Consider the following 24,768-nt stretch of genomic DNA (forward strand, 5'->3'; position numbering starts at 1 on the left):
TACTGGTTTTAAAGCAGTTATTTAAAAATGGATGCTATGAGAGAAGATTTTATTCACTACCTGTGGAAATTTAAAAAATTCAACACTTTAAATTTAAAAACCTCGGCTGATGAGGAAGTCAATATTGTCAATGTTGGGCAATATCTCGAATTATCCGGACCAGATTTTTTTAATGCACAAATAATAATTGGGAATCAAAAATGGGCGGGAAATGTAGAGATTCATCTCAAATCTTCGGATTGGTATGTACATCATCACGAAAGTGATGTGGCTTATGAAAATGTAATTCTTCATGTGGTTTGGGAAAATGATACAGCGGTTTTTAGAAAAGACAATACCGAAATTCCTATTTTGGAACTTAAAAACTATGTAGACGAAGAGGTCTTGGGGAATTATAATTCGTTAATAGCGCCAAAATCGTGGATTTTTTGTGAAAAGCAAATAAATAAGGTTGATGAGTTTACAATGAAAAATTGGCAAGAACGTTTGTTTTTTGAGCGTTTGGAAAGAAAGTCGAAACCCATTTATGAGTTATTGGAATCTACTAATAATGATTGGGAAGCGGTTTTGTTTTGCTTGTTGGCTAGAAACTTCGGACTCAATACCAATGGTGAGTCATTTTTTAAAATTGCTCAATCTATTCCTTTTTCAATTATAAGAAAAGAAAGCTTTGAAGTTGAAAATCTAGAAGCATTACTCCTGGGAACTTCCGGATTGTTGGATGAAGACAAAGAAGATATGTATTTTAAAGATTTAAAAAGCAGGTATTCTTATTTGTTGAATAAATATCAATTAGAGAAAAATAGTTATGCGCCAGTTCAGTTTTTTAAGCATCGTCCCGATAATTTCCCTACGATTCGACTTTCTCAATTGGCTAATTTGTATCATATTCATCAAAACCTATTTTCGAAACTAAATGACTCGATTACTATTGAAGACATTTGTAAAATATTTCAGATTTCTAGTTCTAAATATTGGGAGAGCCATTACCAGTTTGATAAAGAAAGTCCAAAGAAGGTAAAAAAGCTTTCAAAGGCGTTTATTGATTTGATTGTAATAAACACGATAGTTCCAGTCCAGTTTGCTTATGCGCGAAGTCAGGGAAAGGAAATTTCAGAAGGCTTAATTGATTTGTTGAATGAAATCGCTCCGGAAAAGAATGCTATCATGGATAAATTTATTTTTTTTGGAATAAAACCAAAGAGCTCTTTTGAGACTCAATCTCTTTTGCAATTAAAAAATGAGTATTGTAATAAAAGTAAATGTTTAGAATGTGCTGTTGGGATTGATTTATTAAAAAATAATTAGAAATGAGTTTGTTAGATAATTTTGTAATTTTGCCCAAAATTCATAACTGATAAAAATGTCAATAGTAATTAAACTTAAGTTCTTTTTTGAAAAACATGGTTTTCACGTTTCTTCCAGGCTTGCCGATAAATTAGGCATGCGCGTAACCAGTATCCGTTTGTTTTTTATTTACATTTCTTTTGTAACTGCAGGTCTTGGATTTGGAGTTTATTTGACGCTGGCTTTCTGGATAAAACTAAAAGATTTGATTCGTGCAAAAAGAACTTCGGTATTTGATTTGTAAATTAATTCAATAAAACTTGAATATAAAAAAAAACGGCTTATAAAGTAGATGATACTTTATAAGCCGTTTTTCTTCTTTTTATCTAGAGATAAATTATTTATCCGGATTGTTTAATTTACTGTGTTTCTTTCCGTATACAAAGTACATAACAACACCAAGTGCCATCCATAAAATCAATCGAATCCAACTTTCGTATGGAAGAGAGTACATTAGATATACACAAACTATAACTCCTGCAATTGGAACAAAAGGAACGAAAGGTGTTCTGAAAGATCTTGGAGCGTCCGGCATTTTTTTGCGCATAACTAATACACCAATACAAACTAAAGTAAAAGCTAATAAAGTACCGATACTCACCATGTGTCCTAAATCACTTACTGGAACAAAACCAGCAAATAAACTAACAAAAACCATAAAGAATAGATTTGTTTTCCATGGTGTACGGAATTTAGAATGAATTTCCCCGAAAAAAGGAGGTAAAAGACCGTCTTTACTCATTGTGTAGAAAACACGACTTTGACCCATTAACATCACAAGCATTACCGAAGTATATCCAGCTAAAATAGCTACGATTAATCCTGTCTGTAAGAAAGTATAGCCAGTAACAGCAAATGCTGTAGCAGCAGGTTTTGCATCACCAGCAAAGTCTTTGTAATTTACAAGACCAGTCATTACGTGAGCAAACAATACGTATAGTATAGTACAAATAACTAACGAACCTAGAATACCAATTGGCATCCCCTTTTGTGGGTTTTTTGCTTCTTGTGCTGCTGTTGAAACAGCATCAAAACCAATAAAAGCAAAGAAAACGGTTCCTGCTCCTGCGGCAATTCCAGACCAGCCGAATTGACCTTTAACGCCTGTATTTTCAGGGATATAAGGAGAGTAGTTTGCTGGGTCAATATAATGCCATCCTAAAACAATAAATAGAATTACAACAAGTACTTTTAGTACCACTAAAAAGTTATTGATGTTTGCGGATTCCTTAGTTCCTCTTATTAAAAGTAATGATAACAGTGAAACTATTAAAATAGCTGGGAGGTTTATGTAGCCGCCTTCTACTACGGTACCATCTCCTAATGTCAATGATTCCCAGGGCGAACAGATGAATTTTGGATTAAGGTGAACGCCATATTTATTTAACAGTTCAAGTAAGTACCGTGACCAACTTACTCCTACGGTGGCTGCTCCCAAGGCATATTCAAGAACTAAATCCCAGCCAATAATCCAAGCCATAAATTCTCCCATAGTGGCATAAGAATAGGTGTAGGCACTTCCGGCTACTGGTATCATTGATGCAAATTCGGCATAACAAAGTCCCGCAAAGGCACATCCTATAGCTGCTAAAACAAAGGAAAGTGTTACTGCAGGTCCCGCATGTTCTGCAGCTGCAATTCCTGTTAGTGAAAATAATCCAGCACCAATTATTGCGCCAACTCCCAGAGCTACAAGGGATCGTGAAGATAAAGTTCTTTTTAATCCTTTTTCATCTTCTGATGCTTCGTTTAGTAAAACCGACAGTGGTTTCGTTTTCCAAATTGACATATATTTATAGGTTTTATTGTTTTTAGTTCTCAAATGTATTGTTTTTTATAAAATATCAAAAGAATTATACCGTTTTATCGATAAATTATATTTGTTTAAAGGTCCGATTTTGCCTATTATTCTGAAAAAAATATCAATTCATTGCTGATTTTATGAAATATTCCGTTTTACGTTAGCCTTTATTGTATTATTGTGTTTAAGTTGTTGATTTTGTGTTATATTTAATAAATTTTAAGTTCGTGATCCGTTATGGTTAATAGGACCTTGTTATAAGTTAAGTAATCACAATTTTATCATAAAATGGATTTTAAAAAAGCGAATACTTATTTTAAATTTTCAAAATCACAATGTGCAGGGATTTTCTCATTGTTTACAATTATTATAGTCTTGCAGTTAATTTGTTTTTTTGTTGGATTTGGTTCAATTGTAAAAGATTTTCCCGAAAAACAGAATTGGCTTTCCTTACAAAGAGAAATCGATTCGATGAAAGAGTCGAATTCGATACCTATTTCTAAAAAATATCCTTTCAATCCAAATTTTATTACAGACTATAAAGGATACAAGCTTGGGATGTCTGTTCAGGAAATTGATAGACTGCTTGCTTATAGGAAAGAAGGTAAGTTTGTTAATTCGGCTAAAGAATTTCAAAATGTTACCCAGGTTTCGGATTCTTTATTGAATACAATGGCGCCTTATTTTAAATTTCCAGATTGGGTGAATAGAGTAAAAGAATCTTATAAGTATGTAGATTATGAAAAGAATAGCTTTTCTAAAAAAGAAAAGTTGGTTTTGATTGATATCAACCAGGCAACCAAAGAAGATTTAATGAAGGTATATGGAATTGGCGAAGTAATTTCGATGCGAATTCTAAAATTGAAAGAAAGTCTTGGAGGATTTGTTTCGATGGAGCAAATGAGTGATGTTTGGGGATTATCTCCCGAGGTTATTGAAAAACTTAATGCTTATTTTAAGGTTTCGGCCTTGCCGGATATTAAAAAAGTGGATATTAATAACGCTTCTTTAAAGGAAATAGCTCTGTTTCCGTATTTTAAATATGCCTTGGCAAAAGAAATTGTTATTTACAGAAGTATGAATGGTGATCTTAAAAATGCTGAGGATTTAACAAAAATTAAGGGTTTTCCAATAGAAAAAGCAAATATAATTGGTTTATATTTGGACTTTAATTAGAAGTGCATAATGAAGTGATTTGAATTCTTTTCTAATTGGCTATAAAATTATCTTTTTGATCCTATTTTGCTTTCTTTAGATAGCAGTTCTATAATTTAGATCAAAAAATAATCAGGGACAATAAATCCTGTTTTTTAAGTCAATAAAAAGAAAATTAATCCACTCCAATTATATTAAAAATATAAAAAAATAGTAGTTATATGAGTTCAGTATATTTCACAGAAGAACATCAATTATTTAGAGAGAGTTTAAAAGGTTTTTTGCAAAAAGAGGTCGTGCCTCATATTGAAAAATGGGAGAAAACCGGTACGATTGAGCGTTTTATATGGAAGAAGTTTGGAGAAATGGGTTTTTTCGGATTGCGATATCCTGAAGCTTATGGTGGATTGAATTTAGATTTATTTTACACAGTAATTTTTTTAGAAGAACTTCAAAAAATAAACTCATCTGGTTTTGCTGCTGCTATGTGGGCGCATTCTTATTTAGCAATGACGCATTTAAATGCGGAAGGTGATGAGCGAATCAAACAAGAATATTTGGCGCCAAGTATTTCGGGTGATAAAATAGGAGCTTTATGTATTTCGGAACCTTTTGGTGGAAGTGATGTTGCGGGTATGCGTACAACAGCTGTGAAAAAAGGAGATAAATATATTATTAATGGTTCTAAAACATTCATAACGAACGGTATTTATGGTGATTATTATGTAGTCGCTGCAAAAACAAGTCCAGAGCTTGGAAACAAAGGGATAAGTATGTTTTTGATGGATAGTAATCTCAAAGGCATTTCTACTACAAAACTTGATAAATTAGGTTGGAGAGCATCAGATACGGCTGAAATTGCATTTGATAACGTAGAAATTCCTGTAGAAAATTTGATGGGTGAAGAGGGGAAAGGATTTCCTTATATCATGCAGCATTTTGCCTTAGAGCGTTTGATTATGGCTATAAATGCTCATGCAAGAGCCGAGTATGCAATTGAGTATACAATAAGGTATATGTCGCAAAGAGAAGCATTTGGAAAAACTATTGATAAGTTTCAGGCATTAAGACATACTATGATGGAGCATGCTACGGATGTGGAACATTGTAAGGTGTTTAATTATGCTGCGGCTGCGCGATTGAATAATGGCGAGTATGTAGTGAAAGAAGCTACTATGGCTAAATTGAAATCTACAAAAGTGGCCGATGAAACAATTTACAGTTGTTTGCAGATGTTAGGAGGTTATGGATATATGGAAGACTATCCATTGGCACGCTTGTTTAGAGATAGTAGATTAGGGCCTATTGGTGGTGGAACTTCAGAAATTCTTAAAGAGATTTTATCAAAAATGATCATTGATAAACAAAATTATAAGCCAGCTGTAAAGTAGTAGTCGGCGATTGATTTGAAAATAGTAAAAAAGCCAAATTACATTTGTAGTTTGGCTTTTTTGTTTTTAGCCTTTTCCCTTGCTGCGGTCTTCTTTTTGAAATAATTCGGGATTCATGATTCAAAATTCAAAATATTGATTACTTTTGCACACTTAACGAAAGGGGGTGTCAATATTATGTTAATTATACCAATTAAAGACGGAGAAAATATCGATAGAGCATTAAAGCGCTATAAAAGAAAATTTGATAAAACAGGAACTGTTCGTCAGTTAAGAGCACGTACTGCTTTTATTAAGCCTTCTGTAAAAAATAGAATTAAAATTCAGAAAGCAGCTTATATCCAAAACATGAAAGATGGTTTAGAGAACTAAGTAATATCTTTTTAAAATAAATGCCGTTAGTCATTAAAGTTTTATAACTTTGATACTAACGGTTTTTTTTGTTTTTATATATGATTAATAGTGTAGTTGCTTTTGAGGATTATTTGCAAAAGGAGAAAAAATATTCTCCACACACCGTGAATGCGTATTTGAATGATGTGTTGAGTTTTCAATCGTTCAATAAAATGCGTTTTGATCAGGAGGGTGTGGAAAAGGTAAATTATAGCCAGATTAGGGATTGGATTGTGTCGTTGGTTGATGCTGGAATGTCGAATACTTCGGTTAATAGAAAAATGGCGTCTTTAAAAGCCTTTTATAAATTTTTATTGAAAATTAAACGGATTGAGTTTAGTCCGCTACTTAAGCATAAAGCTCTGAAAACTCCAAAATTGCTTCAGATTCCGTTTTCGGAGAAAGAAATGAATGAGGTGTTGGTTGGAATTAAGAATCCGATGGGTTTTGAAGAGGTGAGGAATAAGCTTATAATTGATTTGTTTTATACTACCGGAATACGAAGGACTGAGTTGATTCATTTGAATGTAAATGATGTTAGTTTGATAAATGGTACAATTAAGGTTCTTGGTAAAAGAAACAAAGAGCGGATACTTCCAGTTTTACCTGTTGTGGTGGAGCAATTTTCTTTGTATATAGAAGAGAGAGCTCGTTTGGGGATTGATGCAGATTGTGAGTGTTTTTTTATCACAAAAAAAGGGTTAAAATTGAATGATTCTTTTGTGTATCGGTTAATAAATTCATACTTTAGTACTGTCTCTGAAAAAGTAAAAAAAAGTCCGCATATTTTAAGACATACGTTTGCGACTCATTTATTGAATAATGGAGCGGATTTAAATTCGGTAAAAGAATTGTTAGGACATTCTAGTTTGGCTTCGACGCAAATTTATACGCACAGTAGTTTGGCTGAGTTGAAAAAAGTTTATGAAGAGGCGCATCCAAGGAATAAATGATAGTTCTAAAAAAGTTTAACTATTAAAAAAAAAGATTATGAAGGTAAATGTTCATGCAGTTAACTTTACTGTTGACGGAAAATTAGTCGATTATGTTCAAGAGAGAATGGATAGATTGGAGAAATATTATGACAAGGTTGTTTCTTCGGATGTTTATTTAAAAGTGGAAAAGACAAGTGATAAAGAGAATAAGCTTGTTGAAGTAAAAATTAATGTTCCGGGTGACGATTTTCTGGTAAAAAAGCAATGTAAAACATTTGAGGAGGCAATTGAATTATCTGCAGAATCATTAGAGCGATTGTTGTTAAAAAGGAAAGAAAAATTAAGAACACATATATAATGTAAAATTTTTTAAAAAAATGTTTTGATTCATGGATAAAATCTCTACATTTGCAGTCCGTTAGAAATAGCGGACTTTTTTTATTGAAATCGCCAGCGTAGCTCAGTTGGCTAGAGCAGCTGATTTGTAATCAGCAGGTCGTGGGTTCGAGTCCCTCCGCCGGCTCTTTTTTTCAATTCGATTGGAGTAGTTCGTGTGATTATTGATAAAAAAAAGGGGAGATACTCAAGCGGCCAACGAGGGCAGACTGTAAATCTGCTGTGAGAACTTCGCAGGTTCGAATCCTGCTCTCCCCACAAGAATGGAATTTAGATTGTGAGTTTTGAAAAATAGATTTAAAGTCTAAATTTTGAAATAAAAGCTTTTAAATCAAGGATTCTGCCGACTTAGCTCAGGGGTAGAGTGCTTCCTTGGTAAGGAAGAGGTCACGGGTTCAATTCCCGTAGTTGGCTCAAGTAAGTAGGAAATTGAAATAAATATATAACTAGATTAAAAATTAAGTAAAATGGCAAAAGAAACCTTTAACCGTTCGAAACCACACTTAAATATAGGTACGATCGGACACGTAGATCATGGAAAAACTACATTAACTGCTGCAATAACTAAAGTGTTATCTGATGCAGGTTACTGTCAAGCGAAATCATTTGATCAAATTGATAATGCTCCTGAAGAAAAAGAAAGAGGTATTACGATTAATACATCTCACGTTGAGTATGAAACTGCTAACCGTCACTACGCTCACGTTGACTGTCCTGGTCACGCGGATTACGTAAAAAACATGGTTACTGGAGCTGCTCAAATGGATGGAGCTATTCTTGTTGTAGCTGCTACTGACGGACCAATGCCACAAACACGTGAGCACATCCTTTTAGGTCGCCAGGTAGGTATTCCTAGAATGGTAGTATTCATGAATAAAGTGGATATGGTTGATGATGCTGAGTTGTTGGAGCTTGTTGAAATGGAAATTAGAGACTTATTGTCTTTCTATGAATATGATGGAGATAATTGTCCAGTAATTCAAGGTTCTGCTTTGGGTGGATTGAATAATGATCCAAACTGGGTTCCTAAAATTCTTGAATTGATGGAAGCTGTTGATGCTTGGATCGAAGAGCCAGTACGTGATACTGAAAAGCCTTTCTTGATGCCAGTTGAGGATGTATTTACAATTACAGGTCGTGGAACTGTTGCTACAGGTCGTATCGAAACTGGAGTTGCTAATACAGGTGATCCTGTTGAAATCATTGGTATGGGGGCTGAAAAATTGACTTCTACTATTACAGGAGTTGAGATGTTCCGTAAAATCCTTGATAGAGGTGAAGCAGGAGATAACGTAGGTTTATTGTTAAGAGGTGTTGATAAAGAATCTATCAAAAGAGGAATGGTTATCATTAAGCCAGGATCAGTAAAACCACACGCTACTTTCAAAGCTGAGGTTTATATCTTGAAAAAAGAAGAAGGTGGTCGTCATACACCATTCCATAATAACTACCGTCCACAGTTCTACGTACGTACAACTGATGTAACAGGAGTTATTACTTTACCAGAAGGTGTAGAGATGGTAATGCCAGGAGACAACTTGACGATTAATGTTGCTTTGTTAAGCCCAATCGCAATGAGCGTAGGTTTACGTTTCGCTATCCGTGAAGGTGGTAGAACTGTAGGAGCAGGTCAGGTAACTGAAATCGTAGGATAATCCTATAAAAATTATAAAAAGCCAGTTGATTTTCTTAACTGAAGTGTCGCTGGCTTTTAATTACGGGCGTAGTTCAAGGGTAGAATAGCGGTCTCCAAAACCGTTGATGGGGGTTCGAATCCCTCCGCCCGTGCAAAAAAAATATATATCATCATGGCAAAAATTGTTAATTACATAGCAGAGGCATTTGAGGAATTGAAGTCAAATGTAACTTGGCCAGCTTGGGCAGAAGTACAACGTCTTACGATTGTTGTTGCTGTTTTTACTGTATTGTTTGCTTTGGCAACATGGGGAGTAGATGAGTTTTTTACAAAAGCGTTAGCTGGATTTTTTAACTGGATAAAAGCTTAATTTTTGTGATGACAGATAATAGTTTGAAAAAATGGTATGTTGTTCGGGCAGTAAGTGGTCAGGAAAATAAGGTTAAAGCTTATATTGAAACTGAAATCTCTAGATTGGGGATGGAGGATTTTGTTTCTCAAGTTTTGGTTCCTACTGAAAAAGTGGTAACTGTAAAGGAAGGAAAGAAAATAGTTAAGGATAAGGTTTATTTTCCGGGTTATGTTATGATCGAGGCTAATCTTATTGGTGAGATACCGCATATTATAAAATCCATAACAAGTGTAATCGGTTTTTTAGGTGAAACTAAAGGTGGTGAACCGGTTCCTTTGAGGATTTCTGAGGTGAATAGAATGTTAGGTAAGGTAGATGAGTTGGCTGTTAATACAGATACTCGCTCTATACCTTTCAATGTTGGGGAAACTATTAAAGTTGTTGATGGTCCTTTTAACGGTTTTAATGGTACTGTTGAGAAAATAAATGAAGAAAAGCGTAAGCTTGAGGTAATGGTTAAGATTTTCGGAAGAAAAACACCATTAGAATTGAGTTTTATGCAAGTTGAAAAAGTATAATTTTTTGTTACATCTATAATATCCACTTCAATCGCTTCCAATGATTGCGGTGTTAAATTTTTTAAAAAAATGGCTAAAGAAATTAGTAAAGTAGTTAAACTACAAGTTAAGGGAGGTGCTGCGAACCCGTCGCCACCGGTTGGACCTGCTTTAGGAGCTGCTGGTGTTAATATCATGGAGTTCTGTAAGCAATTTAATGCTAGAACCCAGGATAAAGCCGGCAAAATATGCCCAGTACAAATTACTGTGTATAAAGACAAATCATTTGATTTTGTTGTTAAGACTCCTCCTGCAGCCGTTCAGTTATTAGAAGCTGCAAAGCTAAAATCTGGTTCAGGTGAGCCTAATCGTAAAAAAGTAGCTAGTGTTACTTGGGAACAAATTAGAGCTATTGCTGATGACAAGATGCCAGACTTAAATGCTTTCACAATTGAGAAAGCTATGAGTATGGTTGCTGGAACAGCTAGATCTATGGGTATAACTGTATCAGGAGATTCTCCTTTTTAATTAAGAGAAAGACATGGCAAAATTGACAAAAAAGCAAAAAGAGGCTGCTTCAAAGATTGAAAAGAACAAATTATACTCTTTGAAAGATGCAGCTGCATTAATCAAAGTTATAGCTTCTGCAAAATTTGATGAGTCTGTTGATATCGCAGTGCGTTTGGGTGTAGATCCAAGAAAAGCGAATCAAATGGTTAGAGGTGTAGTAACATTGCCTCACGGAACAGGTAAAGATGTAAAAGTATTAGCATTGGTTACTCCAGATAAAGAAGCGGAAGCTAAAGAAGCTGGGGCAGACTATGTAGGTCTTGATGATTATTTACAAAAAATAAAAGACGGTTGGACAGATGTTGATGTTATTATCACTATGCCAGCAGTTATGGGTAAATTAGGTCCATTAGGTCGTATTTTAGGACCTAGAGGTTTAATGCCAAACCCTAAAACAGGTACAGTAACTATGGATGTTGCTAAAGCTGTTGCAGAGGTTAAAGCTGGTAAAATTGACTTTAAAGTTGATAAAACTGGTATCGTACATGCAGGAATTGGTAAAGTTTCTTTTGGAGCTGAGCAAATTTATGACAATGCACACGAAATTATTCAAACATTAATCAAACTTAAACCAACTGCTGCTAAAGGTACCTATATTAAAGGTATTCACCTTACAAGCACTATGAGTCCTGCTATTGCATTGGACCCAAAAGCAGTATAATTGGTAGTTAAAAATTTTTAGTATGACTAGAGAAGAAAAATCAATCGCGATTGAAGATTTAACTGCACAGTTAGCTGGTACAAATATTATTTATGTATCTGATATTTCTGGATTAAATGCAGAGACAACTTCAAACTTGAGAAGAGCTTGTTACAAAGCAGGTATAAAATTAGAGGTTGTAAAAAACACTTTGCTTGCAAAAGCAATGGAAGCTTCTGATAATGATTATGGTGATTTACCTTCAGTTTTGACTGGTAACAGTGCAATCTTTATTTCTGATGTTGCAAACGCACCTGGGAAAATAATTAAAGATTTCCGTAAAAAATCAGATAAGCCTGTATTGAAAGGAGCTTATATCAATTCTGAAGTTTATATTGGAGATGATCAATTAGATGCATTAGCAACTATTAAATCTAAAGAAGAGCTTATCGGCGAAATCATTGGATTACTTCAATCACCAGCTCAAAGAGTTATTTCTGCTCTTCAAAATCAGTTTTCAAAAGAAGACGCTACAGAAGAAGTAGAAGCATAATAAAATAGAGTATTACTCTTTTTTGTTAATAATACGCGCACAATAAATAAATTATATTTTTACAAATCATTTTAAAACGATAGAAAAAATGGCAGATTTGAAACAATTCGCAGAACAATTAGTTAACCTAACAGTAAAAGAAGTTAACGAATTAGCAACAATATTAAAAGATGAGTACGGAATCGAACCAGCTGCTGCAGCTGTAGTAGTTTCAGGTGGTGGTGAAGCTGCTGCTGAAGAAGCTCAAACTGAATTTACAGTTGTATTGAAAGAAGCTGGTGCTTCTAAATTAGCTGTTGTAAAATTAGTTAAAGAACTTACAGGTTTAGGTTTGAAAGAAGCTAAAGATGTAGTTGATAGTGCTCCATCAAACGTTAAAGAAGGAGTTTCTAAAGAAGAGGCTGAAGGTCTTAAAAAATCATTAGAAGAAGCTGGAGCTGTAGTTGAACTTAAATAGTTAAACTTAGTTTAAAGAATAAGGTTTAGGTCTTGGGTTTAGTCACTCAATGGCCTAAACCATTTTTCGTATAACAAATATCTATTTTATTTTGCTATAAAATAGTTTTGAGATTAAACCTATTTTACCCTTTACGAGGAAAAAAAATTAAATAGATAATAAAAAAGTAGTTATCTTAATAATTGATTTTTAAAGATGTATTGGACGTGAAATACAAGTATAAATAAAATTATTTATACAAAAATAATTACTTTTTTAATCAAAATTTTGTCCATTGATGATAACAAATCAGACTGAAAGATTGAATTTTGCCTCAACGAAAAACATTCCTGCCTATCCAGACTTTTTGGATGTTCAGGTAAAATCCTTTCAAGATTTTTTTCAATTAGAAACTAAATCTGACGAAAGAGGCAACGAAGGCTTGTACAACACCTTCATGGAAAACTTTCCAATTACAGATACAAGAAATAACTTTGTATTGGAATTCCTAGATTACTTTGTAGATCCACCACGTTATACAATTCAAGAATGTATAGAGAGAGGTCTAACGCATAGTGTACCTTTAAAAGCTAGGTTAAAACTATATTGTACAGATCCAGAGCACGAAGATTTTGAAACTATTGTTCAAGATGTTTATCTTGGTACAATACCATACATGACTCCAAGTGGAACTTTTGTTATTAATGGTGCTGAACGTGTTGTTGTTTCTCAGCTTCACAGATCTCCAGGGGTTTTCTTTGGTCAGTCATTCCACGCAAATGGAACAAAATTATATTCTGCCAGAGTAATTCCTTTTAAAGGTTCTTGGATAGAATTTTCTACAGATATTAATAGCGTAATGTATGCTTATATCGACAGAAAGAAAAAATTACCTGTTACTACTTTATTCCGTGCTATTGGTTTCGAAAGAGATAAGGATATCCTTGAAATTTTTGACCTTGCTGAAGAAATTAAAGTTTCTAAAACAGGACTTAAAAAATATATCGGTAGAAAATTAGCTGCTCGTGTATTGAACACTTGGCATGAAGATTTCGTAGATGAAGATACTGGTGAGGTAGTTTCTATCGAACGTAACGAAATTATCCTTGATCGTGATACTATTATCGATAAAGATAATGTGGAAGAGATCATCGATTCTAACGTTAAATCTATTTTGTTACATAAAGAAGATGCAAATCAAGCTGATTATGCTATCATCCATAACACGTTACAAAAAGATCCAACAAACTCTGAAAAAGAAGCTGTTGAGCATATCTACAGACAATTGCGTAACGCAGAACCGCCTGATGAAGAAACTGCTCGTGGTATTATAGATAAATTGTTCTTCTCTGATCAACGTTACAACTTAGGTGAAGTAGGTCGTTATAGAATGAACAAAAAACTTGGTTTAGATATCCCAATGGAAAAGCAAGTCTTGACCAAAGAAGATATCATTACCATTGTTAAGTATTTGATTGAATTGATTAACGCGAAAGCGGATATTGATGATATCGATCACTTATCAAACCGTCGTGTAAGAACAGTTGGAGAACAATTGTCTCAACAATTCGGTGTTGGTTTAGCGCGTATGGCTAGAACTATTCGTGAGAGAATGAACGTTAGAGATAACGAGGTGTTTACACCAATAGATTTGATTAATGCTAAAACATTATCATCTGTTATCAACTCTTTCTTTGGAACTAACCAGTTGTCTCAATTTATGGATCAAACGAATCCACTTGCAGAGATAACGCACAAAAGAAGATTATCGGCACTAGGACCAGGTGGACTTTCGAGAGAGAGAGCAGGATTTGAGGTTCGTGACGTTCACTATACGCATTACGGACGTTTATGTCCTATTGAAACTCCTGAGGGACCAAACATTGGTTTGATCTCATCTCTTGGAGTTTATGCTAAAGTAAACGGAATGGGATTCATTGAAACACCTTACCGTAAAGTAACTAACGGAACTGTAGATTTAGAGTCTACTCCGGTTTACTTAAGCGCTGAAGAAGAAGAAGGAATGTTGATTGCGCAAGCAAACATTGAGATGGATAATTCAGGAAAGATTATTGCCGAAAACGTAATTGCGCGTCAAGAAGGTGATTTCCCTGTAATTGACCCAGCACAAGTAGATTATACTGATGTTGCTCCAAATCAAATTGCTTCTATTTCAGCTTCTTTAATTCCTTTCTTAGAACATGATGATGCGAATAGAGCCTTGATGGGATCTAACATGATGCGTCAGGCCGTACCATTAATTCGTCCTGAAGCTCCTATTGTTGGAACTGGTTTAGAGCGTCAAGTAGCTTCTGATTCTAGAGTGTTGATTAACGCTGAAGGACATGGAGTTATAGAATATGTAGATGCAAACATCATCACTATTAAATACGATCGTTCTGAAGAAGAAAGAATGGTAAGTTTTGATACTGATGAGAAAACATACAATCTAATTAAATTTAGAAAAACCAATCAAGGAACAAGTATCAACTTGAAACCTATCGTAAGAAAAGGAGATAGAGTTATACCTGGTCAAGTATTGTCAGAAGGATATGCAACTCAAAATGGTGAATTAGCTTTAGGTCGTAACCTAAAAGTAGCGTTTATGCCATGGAAGGGTTACAACTTCGAGGATGCGATTGTTATTTCTGAAAAAGTAGTTCGTGATGATATCTTTACTTCTATTCACGTAGATGATTATTCATTAGAAGTTAGAGATACTAAATTAGGTAACGAAGAGTTAACTAATGATATTCCTAACGTTTCTGAAGAAGCTACTAAAGATTTAGATGAAAATGGTATGATTAGAATTGGAGCCGAGGTTAAACCTGGTGACATTCTTATCGGAAAAATTACTCCAAAAGGGGAATCAGATCCTACTCCGGAAGAGAAATTGCTTCGTGCAATCTTCGGGGATAAAGCAGGTGATGTAAAAGATGCTTCGTTAAAAGCATCTCCATCTTTACATGGTGTAGTTCTTGACAAAAAATTATTCGCAAGAGCGGTAAAAGATAAACGTAAACGTACTCAAGACAAGGATGCTTTAGGAGCACTTGAAATGGAATTCGAAGTTAAATTTGTTGAATTAAAAGACAAATTAGTTGAGAAGCTTTTCGTTATCGTAAACGGGAAAACATCGCAAGGTGTAATGAATGATTTGGGTGAAGAAGTTTTACCAAAAGGTAAAAAATATACTCAAAAAATGCTTTATGCTGTTGAAGATTTCGCTCACTTAAGCAAAGGTCAGTGGGTTGCAGATGATGCAACTAATAAAATGGTGAATGAATTAATTCATAACTATAAAATTAAACTGAACGATTTACAAGGTGCATTGCGTAGAGAGAAATTCACAATTACTGTTGGAGATGAATTGCCAGCAGGAATTTTGAAATTAGCTAAAGTATATATTGCCAAAAAACGTAAGTTGAAAGTAGGGGACAAAATGGCAGGACGTCACGGTAACAAAGGTATCGTTGCTCGTATCGTTCGTCATGAAGATATGCCTTTCCTTGAAGACGGAACACCAGTTGATATCGTGTTGAACCCACTTGGGGTACCTTCACGTATGAACATCGGGCAAATTTATGAAACGGTATTAGGATGGGCTGGAATGAACTTGGGTAGAAAATATGCTACTCCAATTTTTGATGGTGCTTCTCTAGACCAAATCAATGAATTGACTGACGAAGCTGGAATCCCACGTTTTGGACATACATATCTTTATGATGGTGGTACTGGAGAGCGTTTCCATCAAGCAGCAACCGTAGGTGTGATCTATATGTTGAAATTAGGACACATGGTTGATGATAAGATGCACGCACGTTCTATCGGACCATACTCATTGATTACGCAACAGCCTCTTGGAGGTAAAGCGCAATTTGGAGGTCAGCGTTTTGGAGAGATGGAGGTTTGGGCACTTGAAGCTTATGGAGCATCAAGTACTCTTCGTGAAATCTTAACTGTTAAATCGGATGACGTTATTGGTAGAGCTAAAACTTACGAAGCTATCGTTAAGGGAGAATCTATGCCAGAACCAGGTTTACCAGAATCATTCAACGTATTGATGCACGAATTGAAAGGTCTTGGACTAGACATTCGTTTAGAAGAATAACAAAAAGTCTTGTAATCAGTCTCATTATTTAATGGGACTGATTACTCATTTATAAAAGTTTTTAGGATTTATACCCGTAAACCGTTCCGATTTTTTATATAAACCTAATACGTTTTATAACTAGCACTTCAAATTTAAGCTTGAAGTTTAGAGAAGTAACCCGAGGTAGTATTTTGAATGCTGTAGGCCTTAAGCTATAAGCCGTAAGCACATGCGTAAAGCTTACAGCCTAATGCATATAGCTTCAAAAAAAATCAATTTTTAATTGCAAATAAATCAATAGTAAAAACTATGATGAATAATAGAAATAATAATAATAAAGATAAGAATCCAGTAAAAAGATTTAATAAAATCTCTATTGGATTAGCTTCACCTGAATCTATCTTGAAAGAATCAAGAGGAGAGGTTTTAAAGCCAGAAACAATCAATTATAGAACACACAAACCGGAACGTGACGGACTTTTCTGTGAAAGAATCTTCGGACCTGTTAAGGATTTTGAGTGTGCTTGTGGTAAATATAAAAGAATTCGTTACAAAGGTATCATCTGTGACCGTTGTGGTGTTGAAGTTACTGAGAAAAAAGTACGTAGAGACAGAGTAGGACACATCAACCTTGTTGTGCCTATCGCTCATATCTGGTATTTCCGTTCTCTTCCTAACAAAATTGGTTATATCCTTGGTCTTCCATCTAAGAAATTAGATATGATTATCTACTACGAAAGATACGTAGTAATCCAAGCCGGTATCGCTAAAAATGCAGAAGGTGAATCAGTTCAAAGATTAGACTTCCTTACCGAAGAAGAATATTTGAATATCTTAGATACTCTTCCTGCTGACAACCAATATTTGGATGATTTTGATCCTAATAAATTTGTTGCCAAAATGGGAGCGGAGTGTATTATGGATTTATTGGCAAGAATTGATTTAGATCAATTATCTTACCAATTGAGACATAGTGCTAACAATGAAACGTCTAAACAACGTAAAACGGAAGCATTAAAAAGATTACAAGTTGTGGAATCTTTCCGTGAGTCTAACTTGAACCGCGAAAATCGTCCAGAATGGATGATTATGAAAGTGGTACCGGTTATTCCACCAGAATTGCGTCCGCTTGTGCCTCTTGATGGAGGTCGTTTTGCAACTTCAGATTTAAATGATTTATACCGTCGTGTAATCATCCGTAACAACCGTTTGAAAAGATTAATGGAGATCAAAGCTCCAGAAGTTATCTTAAGAAACGAAAAACGTATGTTGCAAGAATCGGTAGATTCATTATTTGACAATACACGTAAAGCTTCTGCTGTTAAAACAGAATCAAACAGACCATTAAAATCATTATCTGATTCCCTAAAAGGTAAGCAAGGACGTTTCCGTCAAAACTTACTTGGAAAGCGTGTAGATTATTCTGCTCGTTCGGTAATTGTTGTTGGACCTGAATTGAAATTATTCGAATGTGGTATCCCAAAAGATATGGCAGCCGAATTATACAAGCCTTTTGTTATCCGTAAATTGATAGAAAGAGGAATTGTAAAAACTGTAAAATCAGCTAAGAAAATAATAGATAAGAAAGAGCCTGTAGTTTGGGATATCCTTGAAAATGTAATTAAAGGTCACCCAATATTACTGAATCGTGCTCCTACTTTGCACAGATTAGGTATCCAAGCATTCCAGCCAAAATTAATTGAAGGAAAAGCAATCCAATTGCACCCTTTAGTTTGTACTGCATTTAATGCGGATTTTGATGGGGATCAAATGGCAGTTCACTTGCCGTTAGGACCAGAGGCTATTTTGGAAGCACAATTGTTAATGTTGGCTTCTCATAATATCTTGAACCCTGCAAATGGTGCGCCAATTACGGTACCTTCTCAAGACATGGTACTTGGTCTTTACTATATGACCAAAGAACGTTTGACTACTGAAGGACATGTGATTTTAGGTCAAGATTTAACTTTCTACTCTGCTGAGGAAGTAAATATTGCATTAAACGAAGGAAGATTAGAATTGAATGCTCGTGTGAAAATTAGAGCAAAAGATTTTAATGATGAAGGAGAATTAGTTTACAAAATTATTCAAACAACTGCAGGACGTGTATTATTTAACGAAGTAGTACCGGAAGCAGCAGGATATATCAATGATGTATTAACTAAGAAAAACCTTAGAGATATTATTGGTCACGTATTAAATTCAACTAGCGTACCTGAAACGGCTGCCTTCTTGGATAACATGAAAGATATGGGGTATAAATTTGCCTTTAAAGGTGGATTGTCATTCTCATTAGGTGATATTAGAATTCCAGAGCAAAAAACGCAATTAATTGCCGATGCAAGAGAGCAAGTAGAAGGAATTTCTACTAACTATAACATGGGTCTTATTACCAATAACGAACGTTACAACCAAGTTATTGACGTATGGACTTCTGCTAATGCTCAATTGACAGAATTAGCAATGAAAAACATTAGAGAAGACCAACAAGGTTTCAACTCAGTTTACATGATGCTTGATTCTGGTGCAAGGGGTTCCAAAGAACAAATTCGTCAGTTAACCGGTATGCGTGGTTTGATGGCTAAGCCTAAAAAATCGACTGCTGGTGGTGGTGAAATTATTGAAAACCCGATTCTTTCTAACTTTAAGGAAGGTCTTTCGATCCTTGAGTACTTTATCTCTACTCACGGTGCGCGTAAAGGTCTTGCAGATACCGCTTTGAAAACGGCGGATGCTGGTTACTTGACTCGTAGATTACATGACGTTTCTCAAGATGTTATTGTTAATATCGAAGATTGTGGTACTCTTAGAGGTGTAGAAGTTTCTGCATTGAAAAAGAATGAGGAAATCGTTGAATCATTAGGAGAAAGAATTTTAGGACGTGTTGCATTACAAGACGTAATAAATCCTTTAACTAATGAAGTGTTAGTTCAATCTGGACAACAAATCACTGAGGCTATAATGAAAACTATTGACGCTTCTCCAATCGAGAAAGTTGAAGTACGTTCGCCTCTTGTTTGTGAAGCTACAAAAGGTATTTGTGCCAAATGTTACGGTAGAAACTTAGCTACCGGAAAAATGACACAAAGAGGTGAAGCAGTAGGAGTTATTGCAGCACAATCTATTGGAGAGCCAGGAACACAGTTAACATTGCGTACATTCCACGTCGGTGGAGTTGCGGGTGGTATTTCTGAGGAATCTAGTATTATTGCTAAATTCAACGGTAAGCTTGAAATCGAAGATCTAAAAACTGTAAAAGGTGAGGATAACGAAGGAAATGCTGTTGATATCGTTGTTTCTCGTTCAACTGAATTAAAATTAGTTGATGAAAAAACTGGTATTTTATTAAATACTCATAACATTCCTTACGGTTCAAGTATTTTTGTAAAGGACGGTCAGTCTGCTACAAAAGGAGATGTAATCTGTAAATGGGATCCATATAATGGAGTTATTGTTTCGGAATTCACAGGTAAAATTGCTTACGAAGATTTAGAGCAAGGTCAATCGTTCATGGTTGAAATTGATGAGCAAACTGGTTTCCAAGAAAAAGTAATCTCTGAAGCTAGAAACAAAAAATTAATTCCAACTTTATTGGTTTACGGTAAAGACGGAGAATTGATTCGTTCTTACAACTTACCGGTTGGAGCTCACTTGATGGTTGAAGACGGAGAGAAAATTAAAGCTGGTAAAGTATTGGTTAAAATTCCACGTCGTTCTTCTAAATCTGGGGATATTACAGGAGGTTTACCAAGAATTACCGAACTTTTAGAAGCTCGTAATCCTTCAAACCCAGCTGTAGTTTCTGAAATTGATGGTGTTGTTTCTTTTGGAAAAATCAAAAGAGGTAACCGTGAGATTGTTATCGAATCTAAATTTGGTGACGTTAGAAAGTACCTAGTTAAACTTTCAAGTCAAATTCTTGTTCAAGAGAATGACTTCGTAAGAGCTGGTGTACCTTTGTCTGATGGTGCTATCACTCCAGATGATATCTTAAGAATTAAAGGACCTGCTGCTGTTCAACAGTATTTGGTAAATGAAATTCAAGAGGTTTACCGTTTACAAGGGGTAAAAATCAACGACAAACACTTTGAGGTAGTAATACGTCAAATGATGCGTAAAGTAAGAGTACAAGATCCAGGGGATACTTTATTCTTAGAAGATCAATTGATTCATACTAAAGATTTTATCGTTGAAAACGATAAACTATACGGAATGAAAGTGATTGAAGACGCTGGTGATTCTGCGAATTTGAAAGAAGGACAAATTATTTCGCCTCGTGAATTGCGTGATGAGAATTCTCTTTTGAAACGTTCAGATAAAAATCTAGTTGTAGCTCGTGATGTTATTACGGCAACTGCAACTCCGGTTTTACAAGGTATCACAAGAGCATCGCTTCAAACGAAATCATTTATCTCTGCGGCTTCTTTCCAAGAAACTACTAAAGTATTAAACGAAGCTGCTGTAGCAGGTAAGATTGATTACTTAGAAGGATTGAAAGAAAATGTAATTGTAGGTCATAGAATTCCTGCAGGAACAGGTATGAGAGAATACGATCATACAATTGTAGGTTCAAAAGAAGATTACAATGATATGATGGCAAATAAAGAGGAATATATCTATTAAGACATGAGTAATTCTAATCATCAACAAGAGCAAATTAATATTGAATTGGATGAAAAAACAGCTGAAGGAATTTATTCTAATCTAGCTATAATTAATCATTCATCATCAGAGTTTGTTTTAGATTTTGTAAGTATCATGCCTGGTATTCCTAAGGCCAAAGTGAAATCAAGAATCGTCTTGACACCGCAACATGCCAAAAGATTGTTGAAAGCAATTGGAGAAAATATTCACCGTTTTGAACTTGCCTATGGCGAAATTAAAGACACTGAACAACCTCCTATTCCACTTAATTTTGGTCCAGCAGGACAAGCGTAATTTTTATGAAAGGCTTCCACCACGGTGGGAGCCTTTTTTTTGTCATAGTTTTTACATAATTATTTTATCCCGATCGTATTTTACTTTCGGGATTTTTTTTTAGGACTTACTTTTTTTGTAGATTATTTAATTAACTAAATGTAATTGTATTGTTATATTTTAGATGTAATGCCTCGTTTTTGTAGCTAAACGTTTATAATGGCTGTTCATCGAAAATATTTTTTTGTAGGTATTTCTTGATATAATTTTGGTGAAGAATAAGTGATAAAGGGTTTGTCACTAGTATAAAAAAGAATATTATGAACAATTTTTCTACAGTTAGCAACAACAAAAAATCTTTTACATTTTATATTATTCTTGCTACTGTTTTATTGTTTAACGTTGCTGCTTTTAGTCAATCTACAGAAAATAATACTGTTGTCTCTGTGTCTAATAATAGTGAAATAACTAACGATGCAAAGCAAGAAACTGTCGTGAGATCTTCTAATTTAGAATTTGTTCTTTGGTTTATGACTTCAAAACAAAACCCAAATAGTACAATATCAAATGAAGGAGCTAGTGCTAAAAAGCAAATTATGACTTCTGGTTTAACTCCGAACCGTTTATTGATGAAAGCCTTTTTGAAAAAAGCGGTGAATTTTGAAAGTGCTTTGGCTTAATCGAGATCTTTTTATTTTAGATATAATTTGAGTTTCAATAAAAACGTTTTTTATTGAAACTTTTTTTTTGAGCAAAAAAAATACCGTTGATTTGCAGAATTTTATTTCAGCAAATCAACGGCTTATTTTTAGATTCAACTAAGGATTTTAGCTCCTTGAATTAATATAAGAATTACTTTCTTTTGATAACTCTTTCTACAGCTTCAACAATCGCTTGATTGTTTAATTTGTATTTCTCCATTAATTGTTCTGGAGTCCCAGATTCACCAAAGCTGTCATTAACAGCCACAAACTCTTGCGGAGCAGGCTGATTTAATGCTAATACTCTAGAAACGCTTTCGCCAAGACCACCAAGAATGTTGTGCTCTTCGGCAGTAACAATACATTTAGTTTTAGCCAAAGATTTAAGAATAGCTTCTTCGTCCAATGGTTTTATAGTGTGAATGTTGATCACCTCGGCAGAGATTCCTTTTGCTTCTAATGCTTCAGCAGCAACAAGCGCTTCCCAAACCAAATGTCCGGTAGCAACGATAGTTACGTCAGTACCTTCGCTTAGCATGATTGCTTTTCCAATCACGAATGGTTCATCAGCTGGCATGAAATTAGGCACTACAGGTCGTCCAAAACGCAAGTAAGCTGGTCCGTGATGATCAGCAAGTGCAAGAGTAGCTGCTTTAGTTTGGTTGTAGTCACAAGTATTGATTACAGTCATTCCTGGTAACATTTTCATCAAACCGATGTCTTCCAAAATTTGGTGTGTTGCTCCGTCTTCTCCTAATGTTAAACCGGCATGTGAAGCACAAATTTTTACATTTTTTTCAGAATAAGCTACTGATTGACGAATTTGATCATAAACTCTTCCTGTAGAAAAGTTAGCAAAAGTTCCAGTGAAAGGAATTTTACCACCGATAGTTAAACCGGCTGCAATCCCAATCATATTTGCTTCTGCAATACCGATTTGGAAAAAACGCTCTGGGTGATTTTTCTTGAAATCATCAAATTTTAACGATCCAATTAAATCAGCACAAAGTGCCACTACATTTTCATTTTTTTGACCTAACTCAGTCATTCCAGCACCAAAACCCGAACGAGTATCTTTGCTTCCTGTATTTGTATATTTTTTCATTTTTCTTTTAAAATTGAAAGATTAAAAAATTGAGAGATTAAAGAATTCTGTAATCAGAAATCGTTAATCTACAATCTTAATTCTAGTAGTCTGAATTTCCTCCAGTATTATAATTTTGCTCCAAAGCTGATTCTAGTTGCGCATCGCTAGGTGCTTTACCATGCCAAGCATGCGTATGCATCATAAAATCGATACCGTTCCCCATCTCAGTATGTAATAATACACAAACAGGTTTTCCTTTTCCTGTTCTGGATTTTGCGTCAGACATTCCTGCGATAATCGCTTCGATGTTGTTGCCTTCTTTTATTTCTAGAACATCCCAATCAAAAGCTTCAAATTTTGCACGGATACTACCCATGTTCAATACTTCGTCAGTAGGGCCATCAATTTGTTTTCCGTTTAAATCTATGGTAGCAATAATATTGTCTACATTTTTAGCAGATGCATACATAATTGCTTCCCAGTTTTGACCTTCTTGCAATTCACCGTCACCGTGAAGTGAGTAAATTATATGATTGTCATTGTTTAGCTTTTTAGCCTGTGCAGCTCCAATAGCTACTGATAATCCTTGTCCAAGAGAACCAGATGCCATTCTAACTCCAGGTAAACCATCATGAGTAGTTGGGTGTCCTTGTAATCTTGAATTAATAAGACGGAAAGTCGCTAATTCAGAAACTGGAAAATAGCCGCTTCTTGCCAATACGCTGTAGAAAACAGGTGAGATATGTCCGTTTGAAAGGAAGAAAAGATCTTCTCCGATTCCGTCCATATCAAATCCTTCTTTGCGTTCCATTAAGTTTTGGTATAAGGCAACCAAAAATTCAGTACAACCAAGAGATCCTCCTGGATGACCTGAGTTGACAGCGTGTACCATTCGAAGAATATCTCTTCTGACTTGGATAGTTAAATCGTTTAATTGTTGTGTGTTAGGCTTCATTTTGTGTGTAAAAGTTAAACTTGCGCAAAGGTAATTTTTATTTTGCCGTAAGACAAGTGATTTTTTGAATAGTTATATGGAATTCTGAAATAAAAAAAGCCCTTTTTAGGGCTATTTCTAGTGTTAAGTTTGTATTGTAATGATCTGATTTTAAAGAGTAAAAAGAAAAAAGTAGTTGTTTATTTTAATTTGCTTTGTAAACTACTCCAGCCACCGCCATTATATACCTCTGTAAATCCATTTGATTTCAAAATGCTTTTTGCCGATGCGCTTCGCATTCCTGATGCACAACAAGTAATAATTGTTGTGTCTTTTTTAATTTTTGAAATGTGTTTTGAAAGTTCATTCAAAGGAGCGTTTGTCGATCCTTTTATATGCCCTTGCTTGTATTCTGCAGGAGAGCGAACGTCCAAAATAATGGCTCCTTGATTTACTAAATCGGCGTAATTTGTTTTTGGTCCAAGGCCAAATAGTTGTTTGAGTATGTTAATCATTTTTTTAGGAATTAGATTGATGATAGTTGACATCTAGCCAGGAACCTCCATTGTAACATTCGATTCCGAGTTGAGAAAGGTAATATTGTGCTTGTCCGCTGCGGTTTCCCGAAGCACAACATAATATTAAAGGAGTTTTTAACTGTTTTAATTCTTCTATTCTTTGCGGAATTTCATTTAAAGGAATGTTGATCGAATCAACAACGTGACCTCCCATGAACTCGGCATAAGAGCGTACATCAATTATCGTTCCTAGGTTTTCGGTGATTATTTTTTCTAAATCCATTTTATTTTTTTAGATGATTTGGAATTAAACCGATCTGGGTTGTTAAATCGCTTTAAATCTGTTTTTATAAGAC

Annotated in this window: 23 protein-coding genes and 4 tRNA genes; 22 read left to right on the top strand and 5 right to left on the bottom strand. The window is 34.8% G+C overall.

The genetic code is table 11. The features are described 5' to 3' along the window. The first annotated feature begins 36 nt into the window (after positions 1–36). Positions 37–1,308 (top strand): DUF2851 family protein, encoded by a 1,272-nt coding sequence (locus ACMDB5_RS07005; protein ID WP_414000294.1) that lies wholly within the window; start codon positions 37–39, stop codon positions 1,306–1,308. Positions 1,309–1,363: 55 nt separating this feature from the next. Then, positions 1,364–1,591 (top strand): PspC domain-containing protein, encoded by a 228-nt coding sequence (locus ACMDB5_RS07010; RefSeq protein ID WP_414000295.1) that lies wholly within the window; start codon positions 1,364–1,366, stop codon positions 1,589–1,591. 93 nt (positions 1,592–1,684) lie between these two features. Here ACMDB5_RS07010 and ACMDB5_RS07015 read toward each other — a convergent pair whose 3' ends face one another. Then, a complete protein-coding gene (locus tag ACMDB5_RS07015) occupies positions 1,685–3,136 on the bottom strand; it encodes an amino acid permease (RefSeq protein WP_414000296.1) in 1,452 nt (483 codons plus the stop codon). Between the two features lie 300 nt (positions 3,137–3,436). On the opposite strand from ACMDB5_RS07015, the gene ACMDB5_RS07020 reads away from it, so the two are divergent. The 20 genes from ACMDB5_RS07020 to ACMDB5_RS07115 all read left to right on the top strand — a co-directional run bounded on the left by ACMDB5_RS07020 (position 3,437) and on the right by ACMDB5_RS07115 (position 21,852). Beyond that, positions 3,437–4,324, top strand: a complete 888-nt coding sequence (locus ACMDB5_RS07020) for a ComEA family DNA-binding protein (protein ID WP_414000297.1) — start codon at positions 3,437–3,439, stop codon at positions 4,322–4,324. Positions 4,325–4,524: 200 nt separating this feature from the next. Further along, complete coding sequence (locus ACMDB5_RS07025) at positions 4,525–5,694, top strand: acyl-CoA dehydrogenase family protein (RefSeq protein WP_414000298.1); 1,170 nt, start codon at positions 4,525–4,527, stop codon at positions 5,692–5,694. Positions 5,695–5,871: 177 nt separating this feature from the next. Further along, on the top strand, positions 5,872–6,066 hold the full coding sequence (gene rpsU, locus ACMDB5_RS07030) for a 30S ribosomal protein S21 (RefSeq protein WP_414000367.1): 195 nt from the start codon (positions 5,872–5,874) through the stop codon (positions 6,064–6,066). 80 nt (positions 6,067–6,146) lie between these two features. Continuing rightward, the gene (locus ACMDB5_RS07035) at positions 6,147–7,040 is read left to right on the top strand and encodes a tyrosine-type recombinase/integrase (RefSeq protein WP_414000299.1); all 894 of its coding nucleotides are present in this window, start codon (positions 6,147–6,149) and stop codon (positions 7,038–7,040) included. A 37-nt stretch (positions 7,041–7,077) separates the two neighbouring features. Continuing rightward, positions 7,078–7,380 carry a ribosome hibernation-promoting factor, HPF/YfiA family gene (gene hpf / locus ACMDB5_RS07040; protein ID WP_414000300.1) on the top strand — a complete coding sequence of 101 codons (303 nt, stop codon included), beginning with the start codon at positions 7,078–7,080 and terminating at the stop codon, positions 7,378–7,380. A 91-nt stretch (positions 7,381–7,471) separates the two neighbouring features. After that, positions 7,472–7,545: transfer RNA gene (locus ACMDB5_RS07045), tRNA-Thr, on the top strand. A gap of 50 nt (positions 7,546–7,595) precedes the next feature. Beyond that, positions 7,596–7,676, top strand: a tRNA-Tyr gene (locus ACMDB5_RS07050). 84 nt (positions 7,677–7,760) lie between these two features. Continuing rightward, positions 7,761–7,832, top strand: a tRNA-Thr gene (locus ACMDB5_RS07055). Positions 7,833–7,885: 53 nt separating this feature from the next. Next, the gene (tuf, locus tag ACMDB5_RS07060; RefSeq protein ID WP_414000301.1) at positions 7,886–9,073 is read left to right on the top strand and encodes an elongation factor Tu; all 1,188 of its coding nucleotides are present in this window, start codon (positions 7,886–7,888) and stop codon (positions 9,071–9,073) included. Positions 9,074–9,135: 62 nt separating this feature from the next. Beyond that, positions 9,136–9,206, top strand: a tRNA-Trp gene (locus ACMDB5_RS07065). A 20-nt stretch (positions 9,207–9,226) separates the two neighbouring features. Beyond that, on the top strand, positions 9,227–9,424 hold the full coding sequence (secE, locus tag ACMDB5_RS07070) for a preprotein translocase subunit SecE (RefSeq protein ID WP_414000302.1): 198 nt from the start codon (positions 9,227–9,229) through the stop codon (positions 9,422–9,424). An 8-nt stretch (positions 9,425–9,432) separates the two neighbouring features. After that, positions 9,433–9,984 (top strand): transcription termination/antitermination protein NusG, encoded by a 552-nt coding sequence (nusG, locus tag ACMDB5_RS07075; RefSeq protein ID WP_414000303.1) that lies wholly within the window; start codon positions 9,433–9,435, stop codon positions 9,982–9,984. A 69-nt stretch (positions 9,985–10,053) separates the two neighbouring features. Next, a complete protein-coding gene (gene rplK / locus ACMDB5_RS07080) occupies positions 10,054–10,491 on the top strand; it encodes a 50S ribosomal protein L11 (protein ID WP_414000304.1) in 438 nt (145 codons plus the stop codon). A 13-nt stretch (positions 10,492–10,504) separates the two neighbouring features. Next, positions 10,505–11,194 carry a 50S ribosomal protein L1 gene (rplA, locus tag ACMDB5_RS07085; RefSeq protein WP_007807440.1) on the top strand — a complete coding sequence of 230 codons (690 nt, stop codon included), beginning with the start codon at positions 10,505–10,507 and terminating at the stop codon, positions 11,192–11,194. A 22-nt stretch (positions 11,195–11,216) separates the two neighbouring features. Further along, positions 11,217–11,726, top strand: a complete 510-nt coding sequence (gene rplJ, locus ACMDB5_RS07090) for a 50S ribosomal protein L10 (RefSeq protein WP_414000305.1) — start codon at positions 11,217–11,219, stop codon at positions 11,724–11,726. 88 nt (positions 11,727–11,814) lie between these two features. Continuing rightward, positions 11,815–12,183, top strand: coding sequence for a 50S ribosomal protein L7/L12 (gene rplL, locus ACMDB5_RS07095; protein ID WP_024982063.1), 369 nt, complete (start codon positions 11,815–11,817; stop codon positions 12,181–12,183). Between the two features lie 277 nt (positions 12,184–12,460). Continuing rightward, positions 12,461–16,273, top strand: coding sequence for a DNA-directed RNA polymerase subunit beta (gene rpoB / locus ACMDB5_RS07100; RefSeq protein ID WP_414000306.1), 3,813 nt, complete (start codon positions 12,461–12,463; stop codon positions 16,271–16,273). 291 nt (positions 16,274–16,564) lie between these two features. Beyond that, entirely contained in the window at positions 16,565–20,878 is a 4,314-nt protein-coding gene (gene rpoC, locus ACMDB5_RS07105) for a DNA-directed RNA polymerase subunit beta' (protein ID WP_414000307.1), read from the top strand. Positions 20,879–20,881: 3 nt separating this feature from the next. Continuing rightward, on the top strand, positions 20,882–21,193 hold the full coding sequence (locus tag ACMDB5_RS07110) for a DUF3467 domain-containing protein (protein ID WP_414000308.1): 312 nt from the start codon (positions 20,882–20,884) through the stop codon (positions 21,191–21,193). Between the two features lie 299 nt (positions 21,194–21,492). Further along, entirely contained in the window at positions 21,493–21,852 is a 360-nt protein-coding gene (locus tag ACMDB5_RS07115) for a hypothetical protein (protein ID WP_414000309.1), read from the top strand. Between the two features lie 172 nt (positions 21,853–22,024). On the opposite strand, the gene ACMDB5_RS07120 is transcribed toward ACMDB5_RS07115, so the two are convergent. The 4 genes from ACMDB5_RS07120 to ACMDB5_RS07135 form a co-directional block, all read right to left on the bottom strand. Beyond that, the gene (locus ACMDB5_RS07120; protein ID WP_414000310.1) at positions 22,025–22,978 is read right to left on the bottom strand and encodes a transketolase family protein; all 954 of its coding nucleotides are present in this window, start codon (positions 22,976–22,978) and stop codon (positions 22,025–22,027) included. 82 nt (positions 22,979–23,060) lie between these two features. Next, entirely contained in the window at positions 23,061–23,915 is an 855-nt protein-coding gene (locus ACMDB5_RS07125; RefSeq protein ID WP_414000311.1) for a transketolase, read from the bottom strand. Positions 23,916–24,094: 179 nt separating this feature from the next. After that, on the bottom strand, positions 24,095–24,409 hold the full coding sequence (locus ACMDB5_RS07130) for a rhodanese-like domain-containing protein (protein ID WP_414000312.1): 315 nt from the start codon (positions 24,407–24,409) through the stop codon (positions 24,095–24,097). A 4-nt stretch (positions 24,410–24,413) separates the two neighbouring features. Then, positions 24,414–24,695, bottom strand: a complete 282-nt coding sequence (locus ACMDB5_RS07135) for a rhodanese-like domain-containing protein (RefSeq protein ID WP_414000313.1) — start codon at positions 24,693–24,695, stop codon at positions 24,414–24,416. Positions 24,696–24,768 lie beyond the last annotated feature (73 nt).

The sequence above is a fragment of the Flavobacterium sp. W1B genome (assembly GCF_047344965.1).
Taxonomy (GTDB): domain Bacteria; phylum Bacteroidota; class Bacteroidia; order Flavobacteriales; family Flavobacteriaceae; genus Flavobacterium.